Below are 21,858 nucleotides of genomic sequence, written 5' to 3'. Positions count from 1 at the left end.
AAGATGAACCGATTGGCTTTAACGTTTGTGGCATTGATGGTAGGTGGCGCTGCACTGGCACAGCCGCCTCAAGGTGGCGAACAAGGCGGTGGCTTTGGGGGCCGTGGCGGTGGCCGCGGCGGACGTGGTGGTGGCCAGGGTGGGCCGGGAGGCGGCTTTGGCGGCCAGGGGGGAGGCTTCCCTGGTGGGGGTGGTTTCGGCGGGATGATGGGAGGAATGATGGGCGGTATGGGCGGCCCTGGCGGGATGATGGGGATGATGGGGATGAACCGTGAGATTAGCGCAGCCAATGTCGCGCTTCGGATCATGGCGCTCTACCTGAGCCTGACCGATGCTCAATCCGGCAAAATTGCGCTCATTCGTGAGGAATCCCAAGACGCCATGCGTCCTCAGATGCCCCCGCGCCGTCCTCAGCAAGACCCCAATGCTGACCCCAATGCGGCCCAAAATGCTCAAGGTGGCGGTCGCCCCGATATGCAAGCCATGATGCAGGAGATGCAGGCTGCGATGCAGGAGATGCAAGCGAATATAGCCAAGGCGGAGCGTAAGGCAACAACAGACATCGATGCCGTGCTGAGCGAAGCGCAGCGCACCCGCTTGAAGCTGCTGATCAAGGCACTAAAAGGTCTGCAAGAGGCGGGGATTCGCCCTGAGGCAACTCTGAAGCTCATGCTCAATGAAGACCAGCTCACCAAGCTCGCTCAAGGTCGAAAGCCTGAGAGTGTGCTAAGCACCGAGCAGCAGACGATTGCGAAAGGCTACACAATGCCTATGGGCCGTGGTGGTCAGGGTGGCCCTGGGGGCGGCTTTGGCGGACGCGGCGGTGGCCAAGGGGGGCCGGGCGGCGGCGGTTAGCCTGCGCCTTGATTGCAGAGAGTCTCCCTCGTGAAAGAAAAATCACGAGGGAGATTTTTTTTGAAGGCAGAGAACTTTAGAGGAACCTAACCTCAGGATAGGAATCCACAGTAGGTAGAAAAGGGAAAAGATGAGATTATTAGAACTAACAAAATCACGCAAAGTCGGCATTCTGGCGCTTTCAGCAACGACTTGGCTGGCACTGCATGGCTGTGGCGGCGGCAGCTCGACCACCAACCCCGACACCTAGCCCGACACCGAATCCCACAAACCCTCTACGACCGACTTTCCAGCCTGCAAACAGCAGGAGCCAGTATCACCGCTGTGACAATTGGCCCTACGGGTGCCTGGGCCGTTGTCTACGGAGGCGCGAGCCGAGGCTACTACACCAGTGGCGTTCCCAGCACGTTCTTCAGTCGGCTCAAGCGCCTCGTTGAGGACGGCAACAGCGTCCGCCAGCTCGCGTTAGGTACCAGCGACTCGTGGGCGATGGTTGCCAACGAGAATATCTGCTATCTCAGTGGCGTTCCTGCGGCACTGACCACTGCCGTGACCACTATCCAAATGAGCAACCTGCGCATCAATGCAATAGCACTCGGTAGGTCCGGCAGCTATGCCGTGATCTATAAAAACAACACTTGGTACGCCAGCGCCACCCGTAAAAGATAGCGAAAGAAACAGCGCCCCTTAACTTGCGAAAAGGGGCGCTGTGGCTTCAAAAGCCGTAAGAGCTTACTTTTTGCCCGCAGGCTTAGCGGCGGTCTTCGCCGCAGGCTTAGCAGCCATTTTTGCTGCGGGCTTAGTAGCCTTCTTCGTTGCTGTCTTTCCGGCAGGTTTAGTAGCCATCTTCGCCGCAGGCTTTGCAGCTGACTTACCATCGGGCTTCTGGGCAAAAGCGGAGATGCTAAGTAGCGACAGTGCGGAGAGCATTACAAGGGAGCGAAAACTTGTTTTCATGAGGGTATCTTTTCTGGATATTTTATTCCCTGAGGGGATTTCCAGTAGCTAGTGCGTCGGCCATGGCTGTTTTAGTTCCCAGAAGCCGCCATTTTTTTTGGAACCCAGGATTGTCAGCGCGGACGATCGCAACGACTGCCTGGGGAAGCGAGAGAGAGCTTCGGTAGATCAGGTAGCGCGGCTCCCAGCGGGGCTGGAACTTGCGCTTGTAGGCGTGCAGTCCCTCGAAAGAGTAGAAACGCCCCCCACGCCGGAAGACCAGGTTGAGAACACGCTCTACGAGGGGATCGTGCGCGTCCTGTCCCACCCCTGAGAGTGGTGCCAGCCCCAGGTTGAAGCTCGCAAAACCTTGCTCGCGCGACCAGGTGATCAGCGCCACAAAAAGAAGATCCATCACCCCCGACTTCGCGCGACGATGATGGCGCATCAGATCTATCGTGATCTCGGATTTCTGGTACTCGGAGACAATATTGGCAAAAGCAAGAATCTCCCCCGTGGCATCGCGGGCGACAATCACGGGGCCATCGTTGAGATAGGCTTCGTCGAACCAGCCCAAGGAGAAGCACTTCTCACCGCCGTGCTGCTGGTGGAGCCAGTCATCGCTGACGAGGCGTAGCTGATGGAGAAGCTCGGGCGCGTGCGGTGCCTGAAGAACCTCCGTAGTGTAGCCCGCCTTTGTCAGCCGCGTCACGCTATTTCGCAGGCTCTTGAGCGCCCCACCAGCGAGCGTGAAGCTCTGCAGCTCCACCACCGCCTCGCTGCCAATACAAAGTGCCTGGAGCCCAGCGCTTCGGTAGGCCTCCAAGTGGTCAGGCAGCGTCTGATAGAACGCGGGATCCCAATCGTTAAGGGCACAGAACTCCACAAAGCCTGCAATCGCGGCCTCGCTATCGGTCTTTGGACCAATCGCATCCCCCAGCGCGACGGCAAAACGCCCCACCAGAGCATAGCCCACCACAGAGCCACCCGGACTAAACCAGTAGAGCTTGTCTGAGAACAAGACAAAGCGCGCCAGCGACGACTCTCCATGCGCTTGGACAATTATCCGGGCACGGGCTTGCTCCGCCAGAGTGGCACGCTGGCGGAGAAGTACCGGCTGGAGCAGGGTAAAAAGCGCGTAGCCGATGGTCGTCGCCGCAACCGTGTAGATCGAGTCTGAGAACCAGTGACCAAAGCGCGTGATAGGCAGTGGGCCAGGGTCGCTGAAGGAGATAAACATCGCCAGAGTCTGCTCCAGCGCCGCACGAAAACCAAAGTCGTAGACGAAGTGCCTGTCTAAAAGCCAGAACCCTAAGACACCGTAGATCAGCGTGAACCCCAGCGCCCAGAGAAGTCGCTTTAATCCCTGGTGCACCGTGGGGCCATCGGAGCGGGCAACAAAGCTCGCGCGGTAGAGCCAGAGCGCCATTAGCAGGCCCAGCGCCAGGGTCGCTTCTTCCCAGTCGAGCCCTTTTGAGAGGTGCGCCAGCACCGAGAGTACGAGAGCCATCATGGTCAAACGGTGCGCGAGCTGCTTACGTCGCAGGAGCCCTTGTGCCAACAAAAGCAGGGCAAAGGCCGCCACCACCGTCGCCAGCCGCGAGCCATAGCGCACTTCGAGCGGCAGGTGATTGCGCAAGAAGGTCAGCCGCAGCCCCAGGGCAGGCAGGGTGCCACTCACCAGATTTACCAGCCCCATCAGCGCCGTCATTGCGCTGATCACCCGCACGGCAAGCGCACGGCGCGAGCGGAGCCGCAGGTGTCTCAGTGAGAGCATCGCTCCCACGGCAAGCGGCAGCCAGAGCGCCAGCCCCCGAAACGCCAGGGTGACAGCGGTCGCTTTTACCAAGGGCACGCCCAGCGAGACAAACGTGACGGTCATCATTCCCTCGACGGCACCAAGGCCATCGGGGGTAATGGCCACGATCCAAAAAAGTAATCCCACGGAGAATGCCGCAAGCAGCGTCCCTGGCGTGAGCTGCAGGCCAAACGCCCGCGAGAGAAACGCAAGGCACAGCAGATCAACAAGATGCGCGGCTAGGGCCAAGCAAAGCGGCAAGATTAAACGGCGCGGCTGGGCAAAAAGCTCTCCCACACTCGCACGGGCGTGGCGTGCCTGCTCCACTCCCCAGCCAGTCTTGAGCCACCCCCGCGAGATCCCCTCAAGACGTGTCAGCAAGCGCTCCAGGCGCTGTGGAGCCACATGCGCCAGAACGAGCCCACTGCCCCAGACTCCGATAAGCACCAGCAGCCCCAGTGCCGCCAGAGCCTCCACAGGGCGCAGGACACTGTGCAGTGAGAGCGTGATCAGGCCCGCCAGCAGAATGACACCAAAAGTTGCCAAGTCGCAGACACGCACCAGAAGTAGCCCCGCCGTTGCTCGTGCAGGAGCAATTCCCCGCGTAGCCGCATCCGCAACAAAGGCCGTCGCACCGGTTCCGGGGATCGTCAGGTTGATAAACAGCGATGTAAACCAGACGGGCAGGAGCGTCCAAAAGCGTGCTGGTGCTCCCACGGCTTGAAACGCCGCGGTATGCAAGGCAATCATCAGCACAAAGAAGCCAAGCTGGCAGGCCACGGCTCCCAGCACGGGCAAGAGACGCGCTTGCTCCAGAGCCACCATCAGCGCCAGGAGCTCCCGCCGCTGGAGCAGCACCGCGACGGCTCCTAAAAGAACCAGCACCAGAAGGGCGAGCTGTCGCCTCATGCCTCCGATTGCCTCCACCACTGCCCCAAGAGCGGCAATGCGGCCAAGAAGTGCTTGCTCCAGAAGCTCCACTTATGGCCCCCCGTATCACGATCTAGCTTGACGGTCGCTCCTGCCCCCCGTGCAACCGTGACAAACCCCACAGCATCGCCGATCAGATCCGCGTCATCGTCGTTGCCCACGCTGACTAAGAAATGGAGCTTCTTCCGGGTTTCAGGAGCCACGCGCCGAAGCTGCTCAACAGGCGAGTTGGCACTCCGTAAAGCCGCATCGGTGCCAAAGATATCCGTATCATCACCCCAGTCGTCTTTGACCCGCAGATCTCCGGAGAAGACAAGCGCACTCTGGAAGCGCTCGGGGTGGCGGACAGCGAGATTGGCCGCACCGTAGCCCCCCTCCGAGAGCCCCCCGATGGCCCAGAGCGCGAGGTTGGCGGTGGCACGGTAGCGTGTCTCTAAGAACTGCGAGAGATCCCGCACGATTGCCGTCTCCATATTACACTTCCCCCCCAGCGCATCGGCCCACTCCGAGCCGCCTTTGTAGAAAGGCCCATGGCCATCGGGAACGGCGACAAGGCAGGGTGGCAGCGTGCCTGCCGCGATTGCTTTATCGATTGCGCGGTGCACATCACCTTCGTAGAGCCAGTCAATGGGCTCGCCCGGTGAGCCGTGCAGAAGCACCAGCACCGGATAGCGCCGGGTGGGGTTTTGCGCAAAGCCCGGCGGCGTGTAGATAAAGACCGAGCGGCTCTCCCCCAGCGCGGGTGAGGAAAACTGCGTCTTCTCCAGTTTCCCAGAGAGCTTCTGGCCCAGTACCTGTCGCTCATGAAAGACGCGAAAAATATCCGCATGGGCCGGGGCACTTATGAGAAGCGGGAGTGCGGCAAAGGCAAGTAGAGAAAGTCGTTTCATAGGAACTCCTGCGCCACTTCCCTAGCACTTAGTTCCCTTTCCGTCGCTCTCTATCCCAAGAATTTAGCAAGCCAGTCGGGGTGAAACGACCAGCCCAGAAAGCCCCCCAGCCCCAGAAAGACGCCCAGCCCCGCCAGGCATAGCGCAAAGGTCAGTAGCCAGCGCTTTCGGGTGAGGGCCGTGATTCCAAAAAGTGCCAGCCCCACCGAGAGGCAGGCCTCCGACATGTCGAACTGATCGTCGTGGATATTGAGCTGCTCGTACTCGGATTCGAGGCTCTTGGCCTCCTTCTGGATCTCGCCTTTTTCTTTTTCATAGCGGGCGATCTCATCCTTGTAGTGTGCCTGCACGGAATCAGGCGCTTTTTGGAGCTGGGCAAGTGCCAGAGTTGTCTCCGCCAAGTTCTGCTTGGTGCTCTTAGACTGGTACTGGCTCCACTTGCTCACGCTGTGTGCCTGGGCCTGCGCCATCGCCTGACAGATATTGCCATCTTTGATGTTGCACAAGGCCATAAAAGTCGCGGAGAGGGCCACGAAGATCGCGATGATCGAGTTGAGACGATCCTCTTTGCTCGGAGCGGACGGAGCACTCTCGATGACTTCGTGAATCGCGTCTTGAATATCACTCATAGTAAACCTATGCGTCATTTTACTCCAGAAAGGTTCCAAGGAACCAATTCCGATGCGACAACGCACACTAGATCAAGATGCCTGAGCCGACCCGCCCCATTTTCTACGACCCCTCGAACCGTCGCCGTGTTCTCTTGCTGCGCCTGTTTTTACTGGGAGGGCTTGTCGTGGCAACCGCGCTGGCGATATTCTTTGCCAGCACTCTCAGCGTCCCCGTTGCGCCCCGAACACACGCAGCAGCCGCTGACACTTCCTGTGGGGGGAGCCACACGGGGCAAGGGGCAAGGTGTCGTGGGTGCATTCTATGTGGACTGGGATGAAGTAAGCCTTGCATCTCTGCGGCTTCATGCCTCGGAGCTTACGCATCTGTTTCCTGGCTGGCTCCATCTCAATGACACCGGTGACGGCCTCCAGATCACCGACCACGACCCCAGCGACGACGAAGCGCGGGCTCTGGCAAGGCAGCACCATCTTGCGATTTTCCCCCTGGTCAATAACTTCTCCGCCAACATCAATGACTTTGAAGAGTCGCGCCTGCACAAGCTCTCCGGCTTTCTCAAGGCCGTGCCTGCCGATAAAACGGTGCTTGCCATCGGCAACTACGCCTACGACTGGGTTGTGGGCAAGGCGGGCGCGAAGACTCTGGTGCCCACCCTGGCTCCCGCCGCCGATCTGGGGGTGCTCTTTGCCGCGCTTTCGGGGAACCTGTACTTGCTCTTTGCCGTTCTTGTCCGAACGCTTGGAGCGGCGCTCTCAGGAGTTCGGGCGGGCTGGGGAAAGCTGGAGCGTCGGGGGAGCGCACAGACCAAGCTCAGCAAAAAGTAATTCTGTATTTGGGAACTTTGCGCGAGCTTTTTTTCGCACTACTAACATGAACCCTATTGCAGCAAACTGGTCAAAGGCTGGTATAAATAGAGGAATGTGGCTGACCAAGCGCTCGATAACGGCGCAGAAACACGCGGAGTTTGATGCACTGGTCGCCAAAGACTGGGATCGCTTCTGGCGCTTCGCCTATCGTTTGACCAGCAACCGGGATCTCGCCGAGGACCTTCTCTCCGAGACTCTTATTGATGCATTTGTCGCCTTTGAGCGCTACCGGGGTGAGCGGTTCGCGAGCTGGTTTTTCAAGATGCTAGCCAACAACCGAATCGACATGGCACGCAAAGCCAACCGTCGGCAGGTGGAGAGCCTAGATACCGTGTTCTCCGAGACGGAGGGCAAAGACATCCCCGATCTGAGCCATAATCCTGAGAAGTGCCTGGTAGACCCCCTTTACTCGGAGCCGGTGCAGAGAGCCCTGGATGCGCTGCCTCTTGAGAACCGAGTTGTGGTCTTACTGGCGGATGTGGAAGGATATGACTACACCGAGATCGCACAGATGCTCAGCATCCCTCTCGGGACGGTTCGCTCGCGCATCTCGCGAGGCCGTGAAAAACTACGCCTTACGCTTAGTCAGGACTCGTTGCAATGAAAGATGAAGACTTACAAAAAACTCTAAAAGAGGCCCCGATCCCCGAACCTATCGGAGGACAGGATGCCGCACGAGAGCGTGTGATGGGCCGCGTGCGCCATCAGTTCCCCCCTGATGAGCCTCTGAAAGCCCACCGCCGCTCCCTGTGGCGTCCCTTGGGCGCGACAGCACTAGCCGGTGTGATCGCCCTGGTGGTCTTTCTTGTCTGGCCCGAGCAGAGTGCCGAGGCCGACCCCCTGCCGTCTGAAGCGCAGATGCAGCAGTTCTACGATCGGCACGAGACCAACCACACCGAGCATCTCCAAGAAGTGCAGGGAGTAAAGTCGCGATGAGAGAGGCTTTTGTCGCCATCTCGCTCGTCGGAGCCACTCTCGCGCTTCCTGTTCTAGGACAGGCTCCAGCCCTCATCAAAGTGGGAGGCGACGCGGCACCCGAGGCACGTAAAGTGGGCCTTCCTGCTAAAGTCGGGGCTTGGGAGCTGGTTCGCTTCATTCCTGGGGAGCACAATCATTTTCTTTATGCAGCCCAGAAGCGCTCCTTCTCGCTCTTCGTGACGGAGACTAAGAACACACACCCTCTTCAGGCACAGACGGGCTGGAAAAAAGTGGGGCAAGAGGGGCTCTGGAGCGGCTTTATCCACCAGGACTCTCGCAACCCCGAGTGCACCGCCATCGTCTTCAAACACGCTACCCAGCGCCGGATGGTCATGGGCAAGCTCACCGAGGCCGAGCTCATCGGCCTGGCAAGACTCCTGCACTAGTTTCGGCGCGATACAATCTGTCCATAATGCATAAATCGGAGTCCCTTGAGCAAGAAGATGCCCGTGAGGATGCCTCAGATCTCAAGACGGCACAAGATCCTCTAACAGAAAGCGCCACGAAGACTCCTTTTTGGAAGCACTTAGGCCCTGGGCTGATTACTGGGGTCGCCGACGATGACCCTTCCGGAATTGGAACCTACTCCATCGCCGGGGCACAGTTTGGCTATGGCCTTGTCTGGCTCGCGCCCTTTACGATTCCCCTTGTTATCGTGGTTCAAGAGATGTCGGGGCGCATTGGCTCCATCACGGGTGAGGGACTCGCAGCCGTTATTAAGAAGCACTACCCACGCGGCATTCTTCTAGGCGCTGTCGCACTCTTGTTTCTTGCCAATGTGATCAATGTCTGGGCAGATCTCAATGTCATGGCGGCCTCGGCGCAGATGCTCTTTGGCTTCTCGTTCACTCTTTGGCTAACGGTGATTGCTCTTGGGACGATCACCCTTCTGATTCTGATTCCGTATAAAAGCTATGTCAGATATCTCAAGTGGCTCTGCCTGGCGCTACTTGCCTATGTGGTCACAGCGCTGCTTCCAGGGGTCAAACACAACTGGGGAGCCATAGTTCATCATATCGTTCTGCCCCACTGGCAACCCGATTTTGGCTATCTCATGGCAGTTGTCGGCTATCTGGGAACGACGATCTCTCCCTACTGCTTCTTCTGGCAAGCGGGAGAAACGGTCGAGGAAGAGATCGCCCATGGGATTGAGGTAGAGCCCGGGCACCGGCTCTTTCCCGTCGCCGAGTCTGAGATCCGGGCCATTCGTGCCGACACGGTCACCGGGATGGTGATCTCCCAGGTGATCGCGTTTTTTATCATGATCTGCACCGCCGCCACGCTCCATGCAAGCGGGCACACCGAGATCAACACGGCGCAGGACGCCGCCCGAGCGCTCTTGCCACTTGGCAAGTCCGCGTACTGGCTCTTCACGATTGGCATTCTGGGTGCAGGACTGCTGGGCATTCCCACTCTGGCGGGCTCGGCGGCCTACGCTCTGGCCGAGACCTTTGGCTGGCGCTACGGCCTCTATCGCAGGTTTCGTCGCGCACGGGGGTTCTATCTGACGATTGTCGCGGTGATCGTGATGGGCTATCTTCTGAACTTTATTCCCGGCATCAGCCCCGTCAAAGCACTTCTCTACGCCGCGGTGATGAACGGTGCGGTCGCTCCTCCTTTGATCGTACTTCTCATGCTAATCTGCAACAACCCAGCCATTGTCGGCGAGCGGCGTAATAGCCGTCTGACTAATCTCCTGGGCAGTTTTGCCGTGCTGACCATGACCGTGGCGATCCTCTTGCTCTTCTGGGGTCTGGCAACGGGCAAGACCTAGGGAACTTTCTATCTCCCAGTGACGCACTCACTCAGACAACACCTGATGAAAACCAAAACCCACCCACAAACGACGGAAGACGGTAGTCGATTGCGGTGGGCTTCCTACTCCCACCTGCTTCTCTAAGGCATGGGTGGGCAGGGTAGCCCACCGCGACAAACGCCTGTCTTCCGGGAAAGATCTATCGCCATGATCCGACTAGAGACACTTGAGAGCAATACTTTGCGCCTAGAGGAGCGTGTTCACGCCGCACTGAGCCAAGCCGAAGAAGCCACACTTCACACCGCCGTTTTAGGCTACCACCCCGCCGATATCGCGGAGGTGATGGAGCGCCTGGGCAATGAGGACGCGATTCGCCTCTTTCGCTGCCTAGACTCAGAGCGCGCCGCCGAAGTGCTCGATGAGCTCGATCAGCAAAAAGCGCGCTATCTACTCGACAACGAAGTGCCCGAGCGCATCGCTGCCCTACTGGACCTCTTGCCCATGGACGATGCCGCGGGTGTGCTGGCCGAGTCGGCGTCCCCGGAGCGGCAAGAAGTCTTATTAAGCCAGTGGGCGGACCAAGAAGACGCTGCAGAAGTCCGTGAGCTGCTCTCCTATCCTAAGAGCAGCGCTGGGCGCTTGATGACCGAGAAGTTCATGCGCCTCACACCAGAGCTCACGGTCGAGGAGGCCTTTGCTGCCATCCGTAAAGCCGACCCAGAAGTCGAGACACTTAGTGATCTCTATGTCGTGGTGGATGAGCGCCTTATCGGCATTCTCTCGCTCCGGGATCTGGTTCGTGCCAAGAGCGAGCAGCAAATCGCGGAGATCATGACCCGCGATATTATCTCCGTCCAGATAGACACGGATCAAGAAGAAGTCGCGCGCCTGATCGCACGCTATGACTTTCTGGCGATGCCCGTGCTCCATAGCAACGGCACGATTGCAGGGATCATCACGGTGGACGATATCGTCGATGTTCTCACCGAGGAGCAGACCGAGGATGCCCTCAAGCAAGGCGCTATCTCTGCCGAGCCCAGCGTGATAAATGCCCCTTACTTCTCCCTTCCCATCTGGCGCGTGGCTCGAAGCCGTGTGTCCTGGCTCGTCCTACTTTTTGTCGCGGAGACAGCCACAAGCTCTGTCCTTCAGCACTTCGAGGGAGAGCTACAGCGCGTGGTGGCTCTGAGCTTTTTCATTCCCCTGCTGATCGGAACGGGAGGCAACGCGGGCTCACAGACCGTCTCGACGATCATTCGTGCGATGGCACTGAAAGAGATTCGGGTACGCGATGCGGGACGTGTTCTTCTTCGTGAGGCATCCACAGGGCTCCTCCTCGGCGTGATCTTAAGCGTGATTGCGTTTTTACGTTCGATTGTCATGGGGCGAGGGATCTTGCTCTCAGCCGTCGTATCGTTGTCGCTCCTTGCGATCTGCATCTGGGCAACGACAATCGGCTCGCTGATTCCCTTGATCGCAAACAAGTTCAAGATAGACCCGGCTCTTGTCTCTGCCCCCCTGATTGCCACACTCGTGGATGCCACAGGGCTCATCCTCTACTTAAATATAGCCCATATGCTTCTTCCTCAGCTTCACTGAGTTAGAATAGGGGCATGAGTCAACACTACCAAGACCTTGGGATCTATAGCGACCTGGTGGGAGCAGCGCAGCGCTCCCACCCGCTCTGGCCGGAGGCAAGGCCCGGCAAAGCAACACAGAGAAAAGTGCGCGAGGCGCTGGCGTTCGCGCCCGGCGACGAAGCCCCACAAGACGTAAGAATAGAGCAGCGCTGGGAGCGCGATGGTGTCTCCGGCGAGCTGCTCTCTTGGTCGGTGGGCTACGGGCCACGCACCCAGGCGTTCTATCTCCGCCCCGTGGGCAGCGATGGCAAGAAGCTCCCTGGTGTGCTTGCCCTGCACCATCATGGTGGCTTCAAGCTCTACGGCAAAGAACAAATCGCCGATGGCCCCGAGCCGGTTCCGGAGCCCGTTGCACCGTCGCGAGGACAGTACTACGGAGGCCGCGCCTACGCCAACGAGCTGGCCCGGCGCGGCTTTGCCGTGCTCGTCCCCGATGTCTTTCTCTGGGGCAGCCGCAAGTTCCCACTGGAGACCATGACCGCACTCCACCAAGGGCGCGGCAAGAAGCTGGCCTCTGAGTCTGGGGCCAACCCCGCACAGCTCTACAATACGACAGCAGGCCTGCACGAGGAGCTGGTTGCCAAGTACGCCACGGTTCTAGGGATTAGCCTCGCGGGCGTGGTCAGCTACGAAGACCGAGTCGCGGCGAGCTACTTGGCATCGCGCCCCGATGTGCAGAGCAGGGCACTCGGCTGTGTCGGGCTCTCGGGCGGCGGCCTGCGGGCAGCGCTGCTTCAGGCAACTTGCTCTAAGATTCGGGCCTCGGTAGTGGTGGGGATGATGAGCACCTTCCCCAGCCTGCTGGATCATAATATTGTCAGCCACACCTGGCTCCTCTACCCACCTGCCTGGATGCCCCACGGCGACTACCCCGATCTCGCTGCCTGCCGGGCACCGTCGCCGCTCATGGTCCAGTACGACGAAGCCGATCCGCTCTTTACGCTGGAGGGAATGCGCACCGCCGATGCGAGAATTGCGCGGCACTACGCGTCGGTGGGGAAGCCTGAGAACTATGTCGGGCAGTTCTATCCTGGTGGACATAAATTTGATCTGCTCATGCAAGCTGCGGCGTTTGATTGGCTCGCGGCTCAGCTTAAAGCGGCCGGGTCTACACACAAAGGTGGGCGCTTGCCCGTCTCAGTGTAGCGGGCGTTGGTAGCGCAGAACTGTGCGGCGTAGGCGTAGCGGTTTTTATCGGTCGTGTTGGTCAGCGAGCGGTGGAGCGTGTCGCGGGTAAAAATACACGTATCGCCGGGTTGAAGCGTGGGCAAGAGCAGCCCATTCTCAGGCTCGACCAGCGCCTCACGGTGGCCCTTGGCGGTGGTCTCGTTGCGCTTGGATGCCTGCGTCCCGAGCTTGTGCGAACCCGGCGCAACCCACAGATTGGCCATCTCTGGCGTGATCTCCGAGAGCGCTACGAAGATATTGAGCGCCCCACCATAGATATGCGAGTACATATTGTCCTGGTGCCAGGGCAGGCCATTTCCCCCGTGCGCCGGGACAATGGCGAGCATGCCGTAGTAGATCAGCGGTGGTGTTCCTAGGAGCTGCCCTGCCGTAGTGACAACACTCGGGTGGCGCAGGATCGCATGAAGCTCAGGCTCATATATCGGGTTCTCACGGTCAAATATTTTAGGTGTCCAGCCGCCACCGTCGGTGGTTTTCGTCGTCTCGCCGATTGCCCGAACGGACTCGACGACGCTCTGTGGCACTAGGTTTCTCTTGAGCAAGTAGCCCTCACAGAAGTACTGCTCGATCTCGTCTTCGGTTAGCATGTCTGCATTATTCCTGATTTTTTGATGACTAAGCTATTTTCGCCAGTGGCTGGGAGGAACGCCTAAGACACGCTTGAAGGCGGTTGAGAAGGCAAACGGGTTGGCATAGCCGACCGCGCGGGCGATCTGCTCAATACTGGCCTCTGTGGAGAGCAGGAGCGCTCCTGCATGGCGCATCCGCAGGAGCGTCACTTGCTCCAAAGGGCTATTTCCGGTCTCCTGCTGACAGACCACACGGAGCTGCCCCTCAGAGAGGCAAGCAATGGCGGCCAGCTCAGGGGCAGTCCAAGGGTGCGCAAGGTCTCTCTCAATAGCATCCCAGAGACGGCGCAGGCGCTCGGGACGAGCACCACCACGGAGCAGGCGCCGGGCTTGGAGCAGGGTCAGCTCCGCCCAGACCGTTAGGTGCGCTGCCTCCGCCGCGGCCCGCGACTCACGCCAGAGCCCTAAGATCGCATCGCGCAGGGGCTCAGGGTCGGCATTAATGAGACTCGCGTGCTCCGGCCAGGGAAGCTCCGCATCTGGGGTAAAGATCACCCAAGCAAACTCCCAAGGCGCATCGGGATAGCGTGGACGAAACGCATGCGGAACGCCCGGTGGGGAGAGATAGGCGGTTCCAGAGGCAACAGGAAGCCACTCCTCGTTCACCCAGGCAAGTCCCTCGCCACCGTAGCTGACCAAGACTTGTCCTTGTTGCCAGCGGGTGCGCACCATCTCGTAGGGCGCAAATGCCTCCGAGAGCCCCGCGACACGCAGGCCGCGCGAGACCATAGCGGGGCCTGCGGGGCGGTGGGTAATGCGCTCTCGCGTCCGCTCCCCAATGATCCCCGTATCAGTCAGCTCAGCGGCGGTTTGGCGAAGGTCTTCCTGCGTTTCACTCATGGCGATAGGGTACACTTCCGTTGTACCATACGTTGATTGACAAAGGCTAAGGAACCCATGCGGAAAGAATTATTGGGAGTGATTGGTGTGCTCGGGCTGGCGGCAATGGCGATGGGCCAGCAACAGAAGACACCAGAAACGTTAACGGCAGAACAGACGGCGTTCTTCGAGTCGAAGATCCGGCCTCTCGTGCTGGCGAAGTGCGAAGGGTGCCATGGAGAAGCAGGCGCATCTGCGGGGCTACGTCTCGACAAGACAATTCCCGCCGACAAGCTCGCTCTGGTGATGCAGCGTGTCAATGGCCTTGGCGGCAAGCCGCGCATGCCTCTCAACAACGCGCCCCTCTCGCCCGCCGAAGTGGCGGCTCTGACGGAGTGGACAAAAGCAGGTGGTCTCTGGCCCGCAAGCCCCGCAGCTCCCAATGGGGTAGGAAGCCCTCTCTTTGAGATGGGAAAGACCCACTGGGCCTTTCAACCCGTCAAGAATGCTACGCCCCCCAAAGTCAAGAACGCCGCCTGGGTGCGCAATCCCATTGATGCGTTTGTGCTTGCAAATCTAGAAAAGAAAAACCTCAAGCCCAGCCCCACGGCAAGCCGCCGTGAGCTGATTCGGCGACTGAGCTACGACTTGACGGGCCTGCCGCCCACCCCCGAGGACGTGACCGCCTTTGAGGCCGATAAAGCGCCTGATGCCTACGAAAAACTGGTCGATCGCCTCCTCGCCTCGCCGCACTATGGCGAAAAGGCGGGACGGCAGTGGCTCGATCTGATGCGCTATGCCGAGACCAACTCCTACGAGCGTGATAACCCCAAGCCACAGCCGTGGCGCTACCGCGACTACGTGATCCGTAGCTTCAACGCCGACAAACCCTACGATAGATTTGTCAAAGAGCAGCTCGCCGGTGATGAAATGCCCGACGGCGGCAACGATGGCTTGCTTGCCACGGGCTTCTATCGCCTCGGAATCTGGGATGATGAGCCCACGGATCGTGAGCAGGCCCGCTACGATGGCCTCGATGACATTGTCACTACGGTTGGACAGACCTTTATGGGCCTGACCTTTGACTGCGCCCGCTGCCATAATCATAAAATAGACCCCATTCTCCAGAAAGACTACTATAAGCTCGTCAGCTTCTTCAATGGGATCAATCACTTCCGCAACGGTGGCCCCACCGATGAGAAGCCCATCTTTGAGAACGAATTGCAGCGTGCGGACTACCTGAAGCGGCTCGAAGAGAAAAAACAAAAACTCGATGCCCTCCAGCTCAAGCTCAAAGAGCTCGAAAACGCCGCCCCGAGCGCCGACCCCAGCGCCGCAAGCGACCTCGACGACCTGACCTACAAGTACTACCGCGACACGTTCGAGAAGCTCCCCAACTTCGACACGCTAAAAGCCGAGCGCAGTGGCCCCGTGCCCAGCAAGCGCTTTGATATCACGCTCCGAGACCGAGACAGCGCCATCGGCTTTGTCTTTGAAGGCACGTTGGTCGTTCCGAAAGCCGGGCGCTATACGTTCTTCTTAGACTCCGATGATGGCTCGCGCTTGGTAGTGAACGGCACCGAGCTCATCAAGCACGATGGCATCCATGGCCAGGGCCAAGAGCAGAGCAAGGCCGTTCAGCTAGAGGCGGGACGTGTCCCGATCCGGCTGGAGTACTTCCAGAATAACTTTGGGATCGGCCTGGCTGTCTCTTGGGCAGGGCCTGGACAGGGCCCGAGAGCCCCACGTCGCCTGCTCTCCACCAATGCCAGCAACGGCCCCGAAGGCCAGGCGAGTGTGGCGGTCGCCAATCCTGAGTACGCCCGCGCTAAGAAGCAGCTCGAAGATCTTAAGAACCAGCCAGTCGAGGTGAACCGTGCGCTGTGTGTCACGGAGATGGACAAGCCACTGGAGACGTTTGTGCTTCTGCGAGGCTCCGCCGCGGCCCCCGCTGATAAAGTAGAACCAGGCTGGCCAGAGATTCTCGGCGGCGGCAGTGCCAAGCTGCCCGTTGAGCGCATCCCCGTGCCCCCCTCCACGGGCGAGCCCGTCCGAGGTGGGCGGGCCTCCATTCCCGCCGCGCAGCTCAGCGAGAGTAGCTCAGGCCGCCGCCTGACCCTCGCCAACTGGATCGCGAGCCCGGACAATAAGCTCACGGGCCGCGTGATGGCCAATCGTATCTGGCAAGGGCACTTTGGGCGCGGGATCGTCCGCTCGTCCAGTAACTTTGGTCTTGGCGGCGATGCGCCCACACACCCAGAGCTTCTTGACTACCGGGCAACCAAGTTCACCCATGAGCTAGGCTGGTCGGTCAAGAGCCTCCACAAGCTGATTCTAATGAGCAATACCTACAAACAAAGCTCACGGAACAGTGCGGTAGCCCTCAAGGCAGACCCACAGAACAATCTTTTCTGGCGGATGGACATGCGGCGCTTAACGGCAGAAGAGCTCCGCGACTCGGTGCTAACGGTCTGTGGAAACCTCAACCCCAAGCTCTACGGGCCGTCGGTCTATCCCGATATTCCCAGAGAAGTACTCCAGGGCCAGTCCGTGCCGGGTAAAGACTGGTACCCGGATCGCATGACGCCTGAGGACAAGGCCCGGCGCAGTGTCTATATCTTTGTGAAGCGCTCGCTGATCTTCCCGCTGATGGATGGCTTCGATGCCGCAGAGACCGACCGCACCACCCCGACACGTTTCTCCAGCACCCAGCCGACTCAGGCGCTCACCACGCTCAACGGCAAGTTCTTCCACGACCAAGCCAAGATTCTAGCGGCTCGTCTCGATAAAGAGAGTGGTGGAACGGTTGAGAAGTTTGTCGCTCGTGGCCTGACTCTCGCCACGCAGCGCACACCGACTCCTGCCGAGATCACCCGTGGCCTCAAGCTGATCAAGACACTAGAGAGCCAAAAGATGTCACTTGAGCAAGCAAAAGCGACCTTCTGCCTGCTCACGCTCAATCTCAATGAGTTTATGTATCTAGACTAGAGCCCTCCTCCCCCCGGCCCCCTCCTCCCGAAAACCACGGGAGGAGGGGGAGAGGAGAGGGTTCTATAAACTCCCCCTCGCTCAACCCTGCCTCCGCAGGGTTGGGAGGAGGGGGCCGGGGGGAAGAGGGTACTATGGAAAACTTTTGCAAGCGAACACGACGTGAGTTTCTTTGGGAAGCGGGAGCCAAGTTTACGGGTCTGGCCCTGACCGGCCTGCTGGCCAAAGATGGCTTCGCCTTCAATTCCCCCGCAAGCGGGGGTCAGGGGGCACAAAAAGCGCTGGGCAATCCCCTCGCGCCTAAACCGCCGATGTTTCCGGGTAAGGCCAAGTCGGTGATCTTTCTGTTCATGTACGGCGGCCCCAGCCATATTGACACGTTTGACTATAAACCCACCCTGTACGGGCGGGATAACCAGACCATTGAAGTAAAGACGTTCGGGCGGGGTGGCAAGCGCAACCAGGGCCGCCTGATCGAGCCCAAGTGGAAGTTCAAGCAGTACGGGCAAAGCGGCAAGTGGATCTCCGATCTCTTCCCTAATGTCGGCAACTGCGTGGACGACATGGCGTTTATCCACTCCATGACGGCGGACTCCCCGATCCATGGCTCCGCAATGCTCCAGATGAACTCGGGCAAGATTCTCTCCGGTGCGCCGTGTCTGGGCTCGTGGGTGAACTACGGCCTCGGGTCCGTCAATGAGAACCTGCCCGGCTTTGTGGTGATGCTGGATCAGTCTGGTGGCCCGATCTCAGGCGCAAAGAACTGGAGCAGTGGCTACATGCCCGCCAGCTACCAGGGAACCGTGCTGCGTCCCGCCGGAACGCCCATTCTGGATCTAGCACGTCCCGAGGAGCTCTCCAAAGATGCCCAGCGCCAGCTTTTAGACTCACTCCAAGAATACAACCACGAGCACCTTGGCCCTCGCGCCGACAACTCCAACCTGGCGGCCCGAATCGCGAGCTACGAGCTTGCCTACAAGATGCAGTCCAACGCCCCCGAGGCCGTCGACGTCGACAGTGAGCCCGAGCACATCAAGAAGCTCTACGGCCTCGACGATCCCAAGACGGCAGACTTTGCCCGCAAGATGATCCTGACGCGGCGCTTGGTCGAGAAAGGCGTGCGCTTTATTCAAGTGTACTCAGGCGGTAGCCACAACGATGCCAACTGGGATGCCCACGGCGATCTGATGTTCAACCACACGCTCCACGCAGGCCGCACCGACAAGCCCATCGCGGCGCTGATGCAGGACCTCAAGCAGCGCGGGCTTCTGGACTCGACCCTTATCATCTGGGGCGGTGAGTTTGGCCGTCAGCCGGTCGCGGAGTACGCGGCAGGCACTGGGCGCGACCACAATGCCTACGGCTTCACGATGTGGATGGCGGGCGGCGGGGTGAAAGGCGGCGTGAGTGTCGGCTCCACGGATGAGCTAGGCAGCCGCGCCGTGGACAGCCCATTTCATGTCAAGAGCCTGCATGCCACCGCGCTCCAGCTCATGGGCCTCGATCCCAACAAGCTCAGCTACTTCTACGGCGGGCTGGATCAGAAACTCGTCGGTGTGGAGCACACAGACCCCATCAAGGAGATTATCGCTTAATCAGGGTGGCAGCTCCAATAATCAGCAGAAACGTGGCAAAGACAAGCTGGAGGGTTCGGGGGTTGGTGTGGTGGGCGAGGCGCTGGCCGACCACCATGGCAGCCAGAGTCACGGCGAGAAAGGCTCCGGCCAGCCCCCAGGCGATATGTACCTGGCCGATATAGCCCACGAGCGCCGCCGCCGCGTTGCCGGTGATGATCCAGACCGAGGTGGCGGAGGCACGTTTGAGGGAGAGGCCGCCGATCAGGGTGAGCGCAGGAACAATGATAAATCCTCCGCCCACTCCCACAAGGCCGGTCAGCCCGCCTACCCAGAGTCCTAGAAGAGGAGCCAGCCAGCGTGGTGGCACTTTAGCGGGCGCTGGTGTATCCGTAGGAGACTTAGCCAGCGCCCGTGCAGCTAGAGCGGCGGCGGCGGCCACGACGATGGCTCCAAAGAGCAGCTTTAGCGCCACATCGGGGATAAACGGGGAAAGTTTTGCCCCACCCCAAGAGCCTAAGAGACCTGCCACAAGAAAAGGCAGGGCGATTTTAAAGTCGGGCAGGGCTTCGTCGGGGCTGGCTTGGCAGCGACGGAGCGTCATCAGTCCGCCGATCAAGGCCGCCGTTCCCACAACCAACAGGCTTGTTGCGCTCGCCTCACGATGAGGCAAGTGCGCTGCGTAGGTGAAGGCGGGCAGCGCCAGAATCGCGCCTCCTGCCCCCAGAGTCCCGAGTGCAAGCCCCGTCAGAATCGCAAAGATGGCTAAGACCGCGCTAGTTTCCCAGGGCACGTATCGCTCGCTCCACATCATCGCGGGTCGTGTAGGCATGCGGCGAAAAGCGCACCCAGTCGCACCGCACGGCGGCCCAGATACTCTGACTGTCAAGTGACTCCAGAACGTCTTCGTTGCTCCGAGTCGGGTGCCGAAACGGGACGATGCCACTGTGGCCGTCCGTCGGGCAGAGCATCATGTCACACGCGCGCAGTTTTCCGCGCAGTGCCTCGGCATTGGCACGGACGGCGGCCTCGATTGCCCCCATTCCCACCGACTCCAGCAGCCCAAGCGAGGCTTCCAGAGCCGCTACAGCCAAGATCGCGGGGCTTCCCTCTTCAAAGCGCTCCGTGCCCGGCTTGGTATCCTCAAAGCGCAGCCGATCCCAGACAAAGGGTCGATCCACCCAGTTCCAGCCGACATTGGTGGGAAGTAGCTCACGGAGGCGCTCAGGCTTGATATAGAGAGGGCCAATCCCCGCCGGAGCCAGCAACCACTTGTGACAGCCCCCGGCGGCGATATCCGCACCACAGGCCGTTAGATCACACTCCAGTGCCCCCAGCCCCTGGATCACATCCACCACAAACCAAATATCTCGGGCCTTACAGAACGCCCCGAGCTTCTCTAGGTCCATCCGCTGGCCGGTTCCCCACTGCACCCAGCTCACGGCTAGCACACGGGTTTTCTCGTCACAGGCCGCCATTAAGTCGTCTTCGGAGAGAAGACCCTCAGGACAGGCGACCAGTCGCGTCTCTACACCACGCCAAGCCTGCGACTGCCAGGGATAGACCACCGATGGGTACTCGCACGCCCCCACCACGACGTTCTCGCCCGGCAGAAACGGGATCGCCTGGGCCGCAATTGCCAAGCCATGGCTCGTGTTGCGCACCAGGCCCACTCCAACAGGCGCGACATTCATGAGCCGGGCAAGCTGCTCGCGTAGGCGCTGTGCCCGCCCTAGGTGAGCACGAAAGGCCATCATGCCATCGCCATGACTCAGCTCAGTAAGAGCTTGATGAACGGCGGTGGAGACCACCATGGGAACGGGCCCCATTCCCGCGTGGTTCAGGTGCACCCCATTCTGGGTACTGGGAAACTGCGCCCGAAACTCTGCAAGTGTCATAGCTCATCGCCCGTTTCTTCGCTGAAGCGGAAGCGCTGCTCTTTCCAGGGATCGCCTAGCATGTGGTAGCCACCTTTTTCCCAGTAGCCCGGTGCGTCTTCCGACTTAAACTCAATCGCGCAGACCCACTTTGCCGACTTCCAGGCGTAGAGCTTTGGAATCACCAGCCGCAGTGGCCCGCCGTGCTCATTGGTCAGCGGCTCACCGTCGTGGCTCCAAGCCACGAGGCAGTCGTCATGGCGGAAGTGCTCCAGTGGCAGGTTCGTGCTCCAGGTCGCGGAGCCCCCCCGAAAGAATGTCACTTCATCGCGCCCGTAGACCATCACGTACTTGGCCGTTGGCTTGAGCTTGACTTGTTGAAGAAGTGTCTGCGTGCTAATCCCTTCCCAGAGATTGCCCAGCCGCGACCAGCGCGTGACGCAGTGCATGTCCGCCGCGACGGTGGTCTTTGGAAGCTCTTGCAGCTCCGCCCAAGTGAGCAAGACCGGCGCCTCGACCTCGCCATAAAGCTCCAGCGTCACATCCTCAGGCGCAATCGGCTTGGGATGAATCCCCGTGTCCAGCACCGGCCACTTCTTCGTGCGGCTCTGGTTGGGCGGAATGCGCTGGCTGCGGCGCATATCGGGAGAGACACACACGCCCTCGGGAATGTCCCCAGGGCCGGGAGGTGTCTCCCCCTGAAGCTTGGTATCAGGGGGAAGTTGCATGATCCCATGATACCTGTTTATCGCACGGCTAGGTACCGGGCTCCTCAGCCACAATGCCGGGTTTATAGTCCTCATAGACATAAACCGGAGTACTCAAGCTCCCTAGGTGCTTCTCCATCAAGGGCTTCACATCACCCCACTCCAGCCCTCCCACTCCCGTTGCCAGACGAGGCAGCGCAAGGCTGGTCAGTTTCTCGGTCTCCACCAGCTTCGCCAGCTCACGCAGGGCATGATTGACATGCTCAAGGTGAGCCTTCCCCGGGTGTCCATGGCTATGTTCAGGCGCGGGTTCCTGAGTGAACAGGCTCACGATCCGCACGCCACCCACGCCGCTCCAGATCCACAGGTTCCCCGGCTTCGGGTGGTACGTTTTATAGTAGTGCCGCAGGTCGCCATACATCCCTGGCCACTGCTCACGAAGCGCCAGAGCCAGTCCGGACTTGCAGTCATCATTAGGTGCGACTCCGTGCGCCAGTGCCGCCGCCTTTGTCTTGAGAATGTCACCTTCCACAAAGTAGATCATCATTTCCTCCACCGACAATTTTAAGGCAGAGCGGAGCAAAGAGAATCCACACTTCAGCAGATTTAGGCTCAGAGATCAGGCTCCAGCGCCACCGAAAAGCTTCCTCCACCTTTTTCGGGCTCCCAACGTAACGCCCTTGCTCACCGGCGGGGCTTCTCTTTCCAGGCGACCACGGCATAGGCATCGGCGGCGCTGGTGACAGCGACAAATCCCGCTTCGTGCAGGCGCTTGACGACGCCTTTGGTGACTGTCG

At 59.8% G+C, this 21,858-nt stretch carries 21 protein-coding genes; 11 read left to right on the top strand and 10 right to left on the bottom strand.

The annotated features are described in order from the left end of the window. Both AC1XOS_RS06350 and AC1XOS_RS06345 read left to right on the top strand, forming a co-directional pair. Positions 1-855: hypothetical protein (locus AC1XOS_RS06350; protein WP_481961381.1), on the top strand; the 855-nt coding region annotated here is incomplete at its 5' end. 324 nt (positions 856-1,179) lie between these two features. Further along, the gene (locus tag AC1XOS_RS06345) at positions 1,180-1,524 is read left to right on the top strand and encodes a hypothetical protein (protein WP_481961380.1); all 345 of its coding nucleotides are present in this window, start codon (positions 1,180-1,182) and stop codon (positions 1,522-1,524) included. Between the two features lie 63 nt (positions 1,525-1,587). On the opposite strand, the gene AC1XOS_RS06340 is transcribed toward AC1XOS_RS06345, so the two are convergent. From AC1XOS_RS06340 to AC1XOS_RS06325, 4 genes are read right to left on the bottom strand one after another with little or no spacing between them, the layout of a single operon-like run. Beyond that, positions 1,588-1,812, bottom strand: a complete 225-nt coding sequence (locus AC1XOS_RS06340) for a hypothetical protein (RefSeq protein ID WP_481961379.1) — start codon at positions 1,810-1,812, stop codon at positions 1,588-1,590. Between the two features lie 22 nt (positions 1,813-1,834). Continuing rightward, complete coding sequence (locus tag AC1XOS_RS06335; RefSeq protein ID WP_481961378.1) at positions 1,835-4,570, bottom strand: flippase-like domain-containing protein; 2,736 nt, start codon at positions 4,568-4,570, stop codon at positions 1,835-1,837. After that, positions 4,495-5,409, bottom strand: coding sequence for an alpha/beta hydrolase (locus tag AC1XOS_RS06330; protein ID WP_481961377.1), 915 nt, complete (start codon positions 5,407-5,409; stop codon positions 4,495-4,497). The genes AC1XOS_RS06335 and AC1XOS_RS06330 overlap by 76 nt, the downstream gene beginning before the upstream one ends. Before the next feature lie 50 nt (positions 5,410-5,459). Further along, entirely contained in the window at positions 5,460-6,038 is a 579-nt protein-coding gene (locus AC1XOS_RS06325) for a DUF4337 domain-containing protein (RefSeq protein ID WP_481961376.1), read from the bottom strand. Positions 6,039-6,230: 192 nt separating this feature from the next. Here AC1XOS_RS06325 and AC1XOS_RS06320 point away from each other — a divergent pair, with 192 nt between their 5' ends. The 7 genes from AC1XOS_RS06320 (at position 6,231) to AC1XOS_RS06290 (ending at position 12,425) form a co-directional block, all read left to right on the top strand. Next, positions 6,231-6,863 carry a hypothetical protein gene (locus tag AC1XOS_RS06320; RefSeq protein ID WP_481961375.1) on the top strand — a complete coding sequence of 211 codons (633 nt, stop codon included), beginning with the start codon at positions 6,231-6,233 and terminating at the stop codon, positions 6,861-6,863. 94 nt (positions 6,864-6,957) lie between these two features. After that, positions 6,958-7,509 carry an RNA polymerase sigma factor gene (locus AC1XOS_RS06315; RefSeq protein WP_481961374.1) on the top strand — a complete coding sequence of 184 codons (552 nt, stop codon included), beginning with the start codon at positions 6,958-6,960 and terminating at the stop codon, positions 7,507-7,509. Continuing rightward, complete coding sequence (locus AC1XOS_RS06310) at positions 7,506-7,841, top strand: hypothetical protein (protein WP_481961373.1); 336 nt, start codon at positions 7,506-7,508, stop codon at positions 7,839-7,841. Before AC1XOS_RS06315 ends, AC1XOS_RS06310 begins: the two co-directional genes overlap by 4 nt. Next, positions 7,838-8,269, top strand: a complete 432-nt coding sequence (locus AC1XOS_RS06305) for a hypothetical protein (RefSeq protein WP_481961372.1) — start codon at positions 7,838-7,840, stop codon at positions 8,267-8,269. The genes AC1XOS_RS06310 and AC1XOS_RS06305 overlap by 4 nt, the downstream gene beginning before the upstream one ends. Before the next feature lie 26 nt (positions 8,270-8,295). Beyond that, positions 8,296-9,657 carry an NRAMP family divalent metal transporter gene (locus tag AC1XOS_RS06300; RefSeq protein WP_481961371.1) on the top strand — a complete coding sequence of 454 codons (1,362 nt, stop codon included), beginning with the start codon at positions 8,296-8,298 and terminating at the stop codon, positions 9,655-9,657. A 189-nt stretch (positions 9,658-9,846) separates the two neighbouring features. After that, positions 9,847-11,238, top strand: a complete 1,392-nt coding sequence (gene mgtE, locus AC1XOS_RS06295; RefSeq protein ID WP_481961370.1) for a magnesium transporter — start codon at positions 9,847-9,849, stop codon at positions 11,236-11,238. A gap of 14 nt (positions 11,239-11,252) precedes the next feature. After that, positions 11,253-12,425, top strand: coding sequence for a dienelactone hydrolase family protein (locus AC1XOS_RS06290; RefSeq protein WP_481961369.1), 1,173 nt, complete (start codon positions 11,253-11,255; stop codon positions 12,423-12,425). Here AC1XOS_RS06290 and AC1XOS_RS06285 read toward each other — a convergent pair. Next, a complete protein-coding gene (locus AC1XOS_RS06285) occupies positions 12,368-13,054 on the bottom strand; it encodes a phytanoyl-CoA dioxygenase family protein (protein WP_481961368.1) in 687 nt (228 codons plus the stop codon). The genes AC1XOS_RS06290 and AC1XOS_RS06285 overlap by 58 nt on opposite strands. 33 nt (positions 13,055-13,087) lie before the next feature. After that, positions 13,088-13,936 (bottom strand): helix-turn-helix domain-containing protein, encoded by an 849-nt coding sequence (locus AC1XOS_RS06280; RefSeq protein WP_481961367.1) that lies wholly within the window; start codon positions 13,934-13,936, stop codon positions 13,088-13,090. A gap of 57 nt (positions 13,937-13,993) precedes the next feature. On the opposite strand from AC1XOS_RS06280, the gene AC1XOS_RS06275 reads away from it, so the two are divergent. Both AC1XOS_RS06275 and AC1XOS_RS06270 read left to right on the top strand, forming a co-directional pair. Then, positions 13,994-16,903 carry a DUF1549 domain-containing protein gene (locus AC1XOS_RS06275; protein WP_481961366.1) on the top strand — a complete coding sequence of 970 codons (2,910 nt, stop codon included), beginning with the start codon at positions 13,994-13,996 and terminating at the stop codon, positions 16,901-16,903. Positions 16,904-17,037: 134 nt separating this feature from the next. Continuing rightward, positions 17,038-18,498, top strand: coding sequence for a DUF1501 domain-containing protein (locus AC1XOS_RS06270; protein ID WP_481961365.1), 1,461 nt, complete (start codon positions 17,038-17,040; stop codon positions 18,496-18,498). Here AC1XOS_RS06270 and AC1XOS_RS06265 read toward each other — a convergent pair. From AC1XOS_RS06265 to AC1XOS_RS06250, 4 genes are read right to left on the bottom strand one after another with little or no spacing between them, the layout of a single operon-like run. Continuing rightward, positions 18,488-19,270 (bottom strand): sulfite exporter TauE/SafE family protein, encoded by a 783-nt coding sequence (locus tag AC1XOS_RS06265; protein WP_481961364.1) that lies wholly within the window; start codon positions 19,268-19,270, stop codon positions 18,488-18,490. The genes AC1XOS_RS06270 and AC1XOS_RS06265 overlap by 11 nt on opposite strands. Further along, on the bottom strand, positions 19,254-20,375 hold the full coding sequence (locus tag AC1XOS_RS06260; protein WP_481961363.1) for an aminotransferase class V-fold PLP-dependent enzyme: 1,122 nt from the start codon (positions 20,373-20,375) through the stop codon (positions 19,254-19,256). The genes AC1XOS_RS06265 and AC1XOS_RS06260 overlap by 17 nt, the downstream gene beginning before the upstream one ends. Further along, complete coding sequence (locus AC1XOS_RS06255) at positions 20,372-21,082, bottom strand: sulfite oxidase-like oxidoreductase (RefSeq protein WP_481961362.1); 711 nt, start codon at positions 21,080-21,082, stop codon at positions 20,372-20,374. The genes AC1XOS_RS06260 and AC1XOS_RS06255 overlap by 4 nt, the downstream gene beginning before the upstream one ends. A gap of 28 nt (positions 21,083-21,110) precedes the next feature. After that, entirely contained in the window at positions 21,111-21,608 is a 498-nt protein-coding gene (locus tag AC1XOS_RS06250; protein ID WP_481961361.1) for a macro domain-containing protein, read from the bottom strand. Between the last annotated feature and the right edge of the window lie 250 nt (positions 21,609-21,858).

The organism is Armatimonas sp., assembly GCF_964826245.1.
The sequence above is the reverse complement of the archived record's forward strand: the minus strand, read 5'-3'. Positions and strand labels throughout refer to the sequence as shown.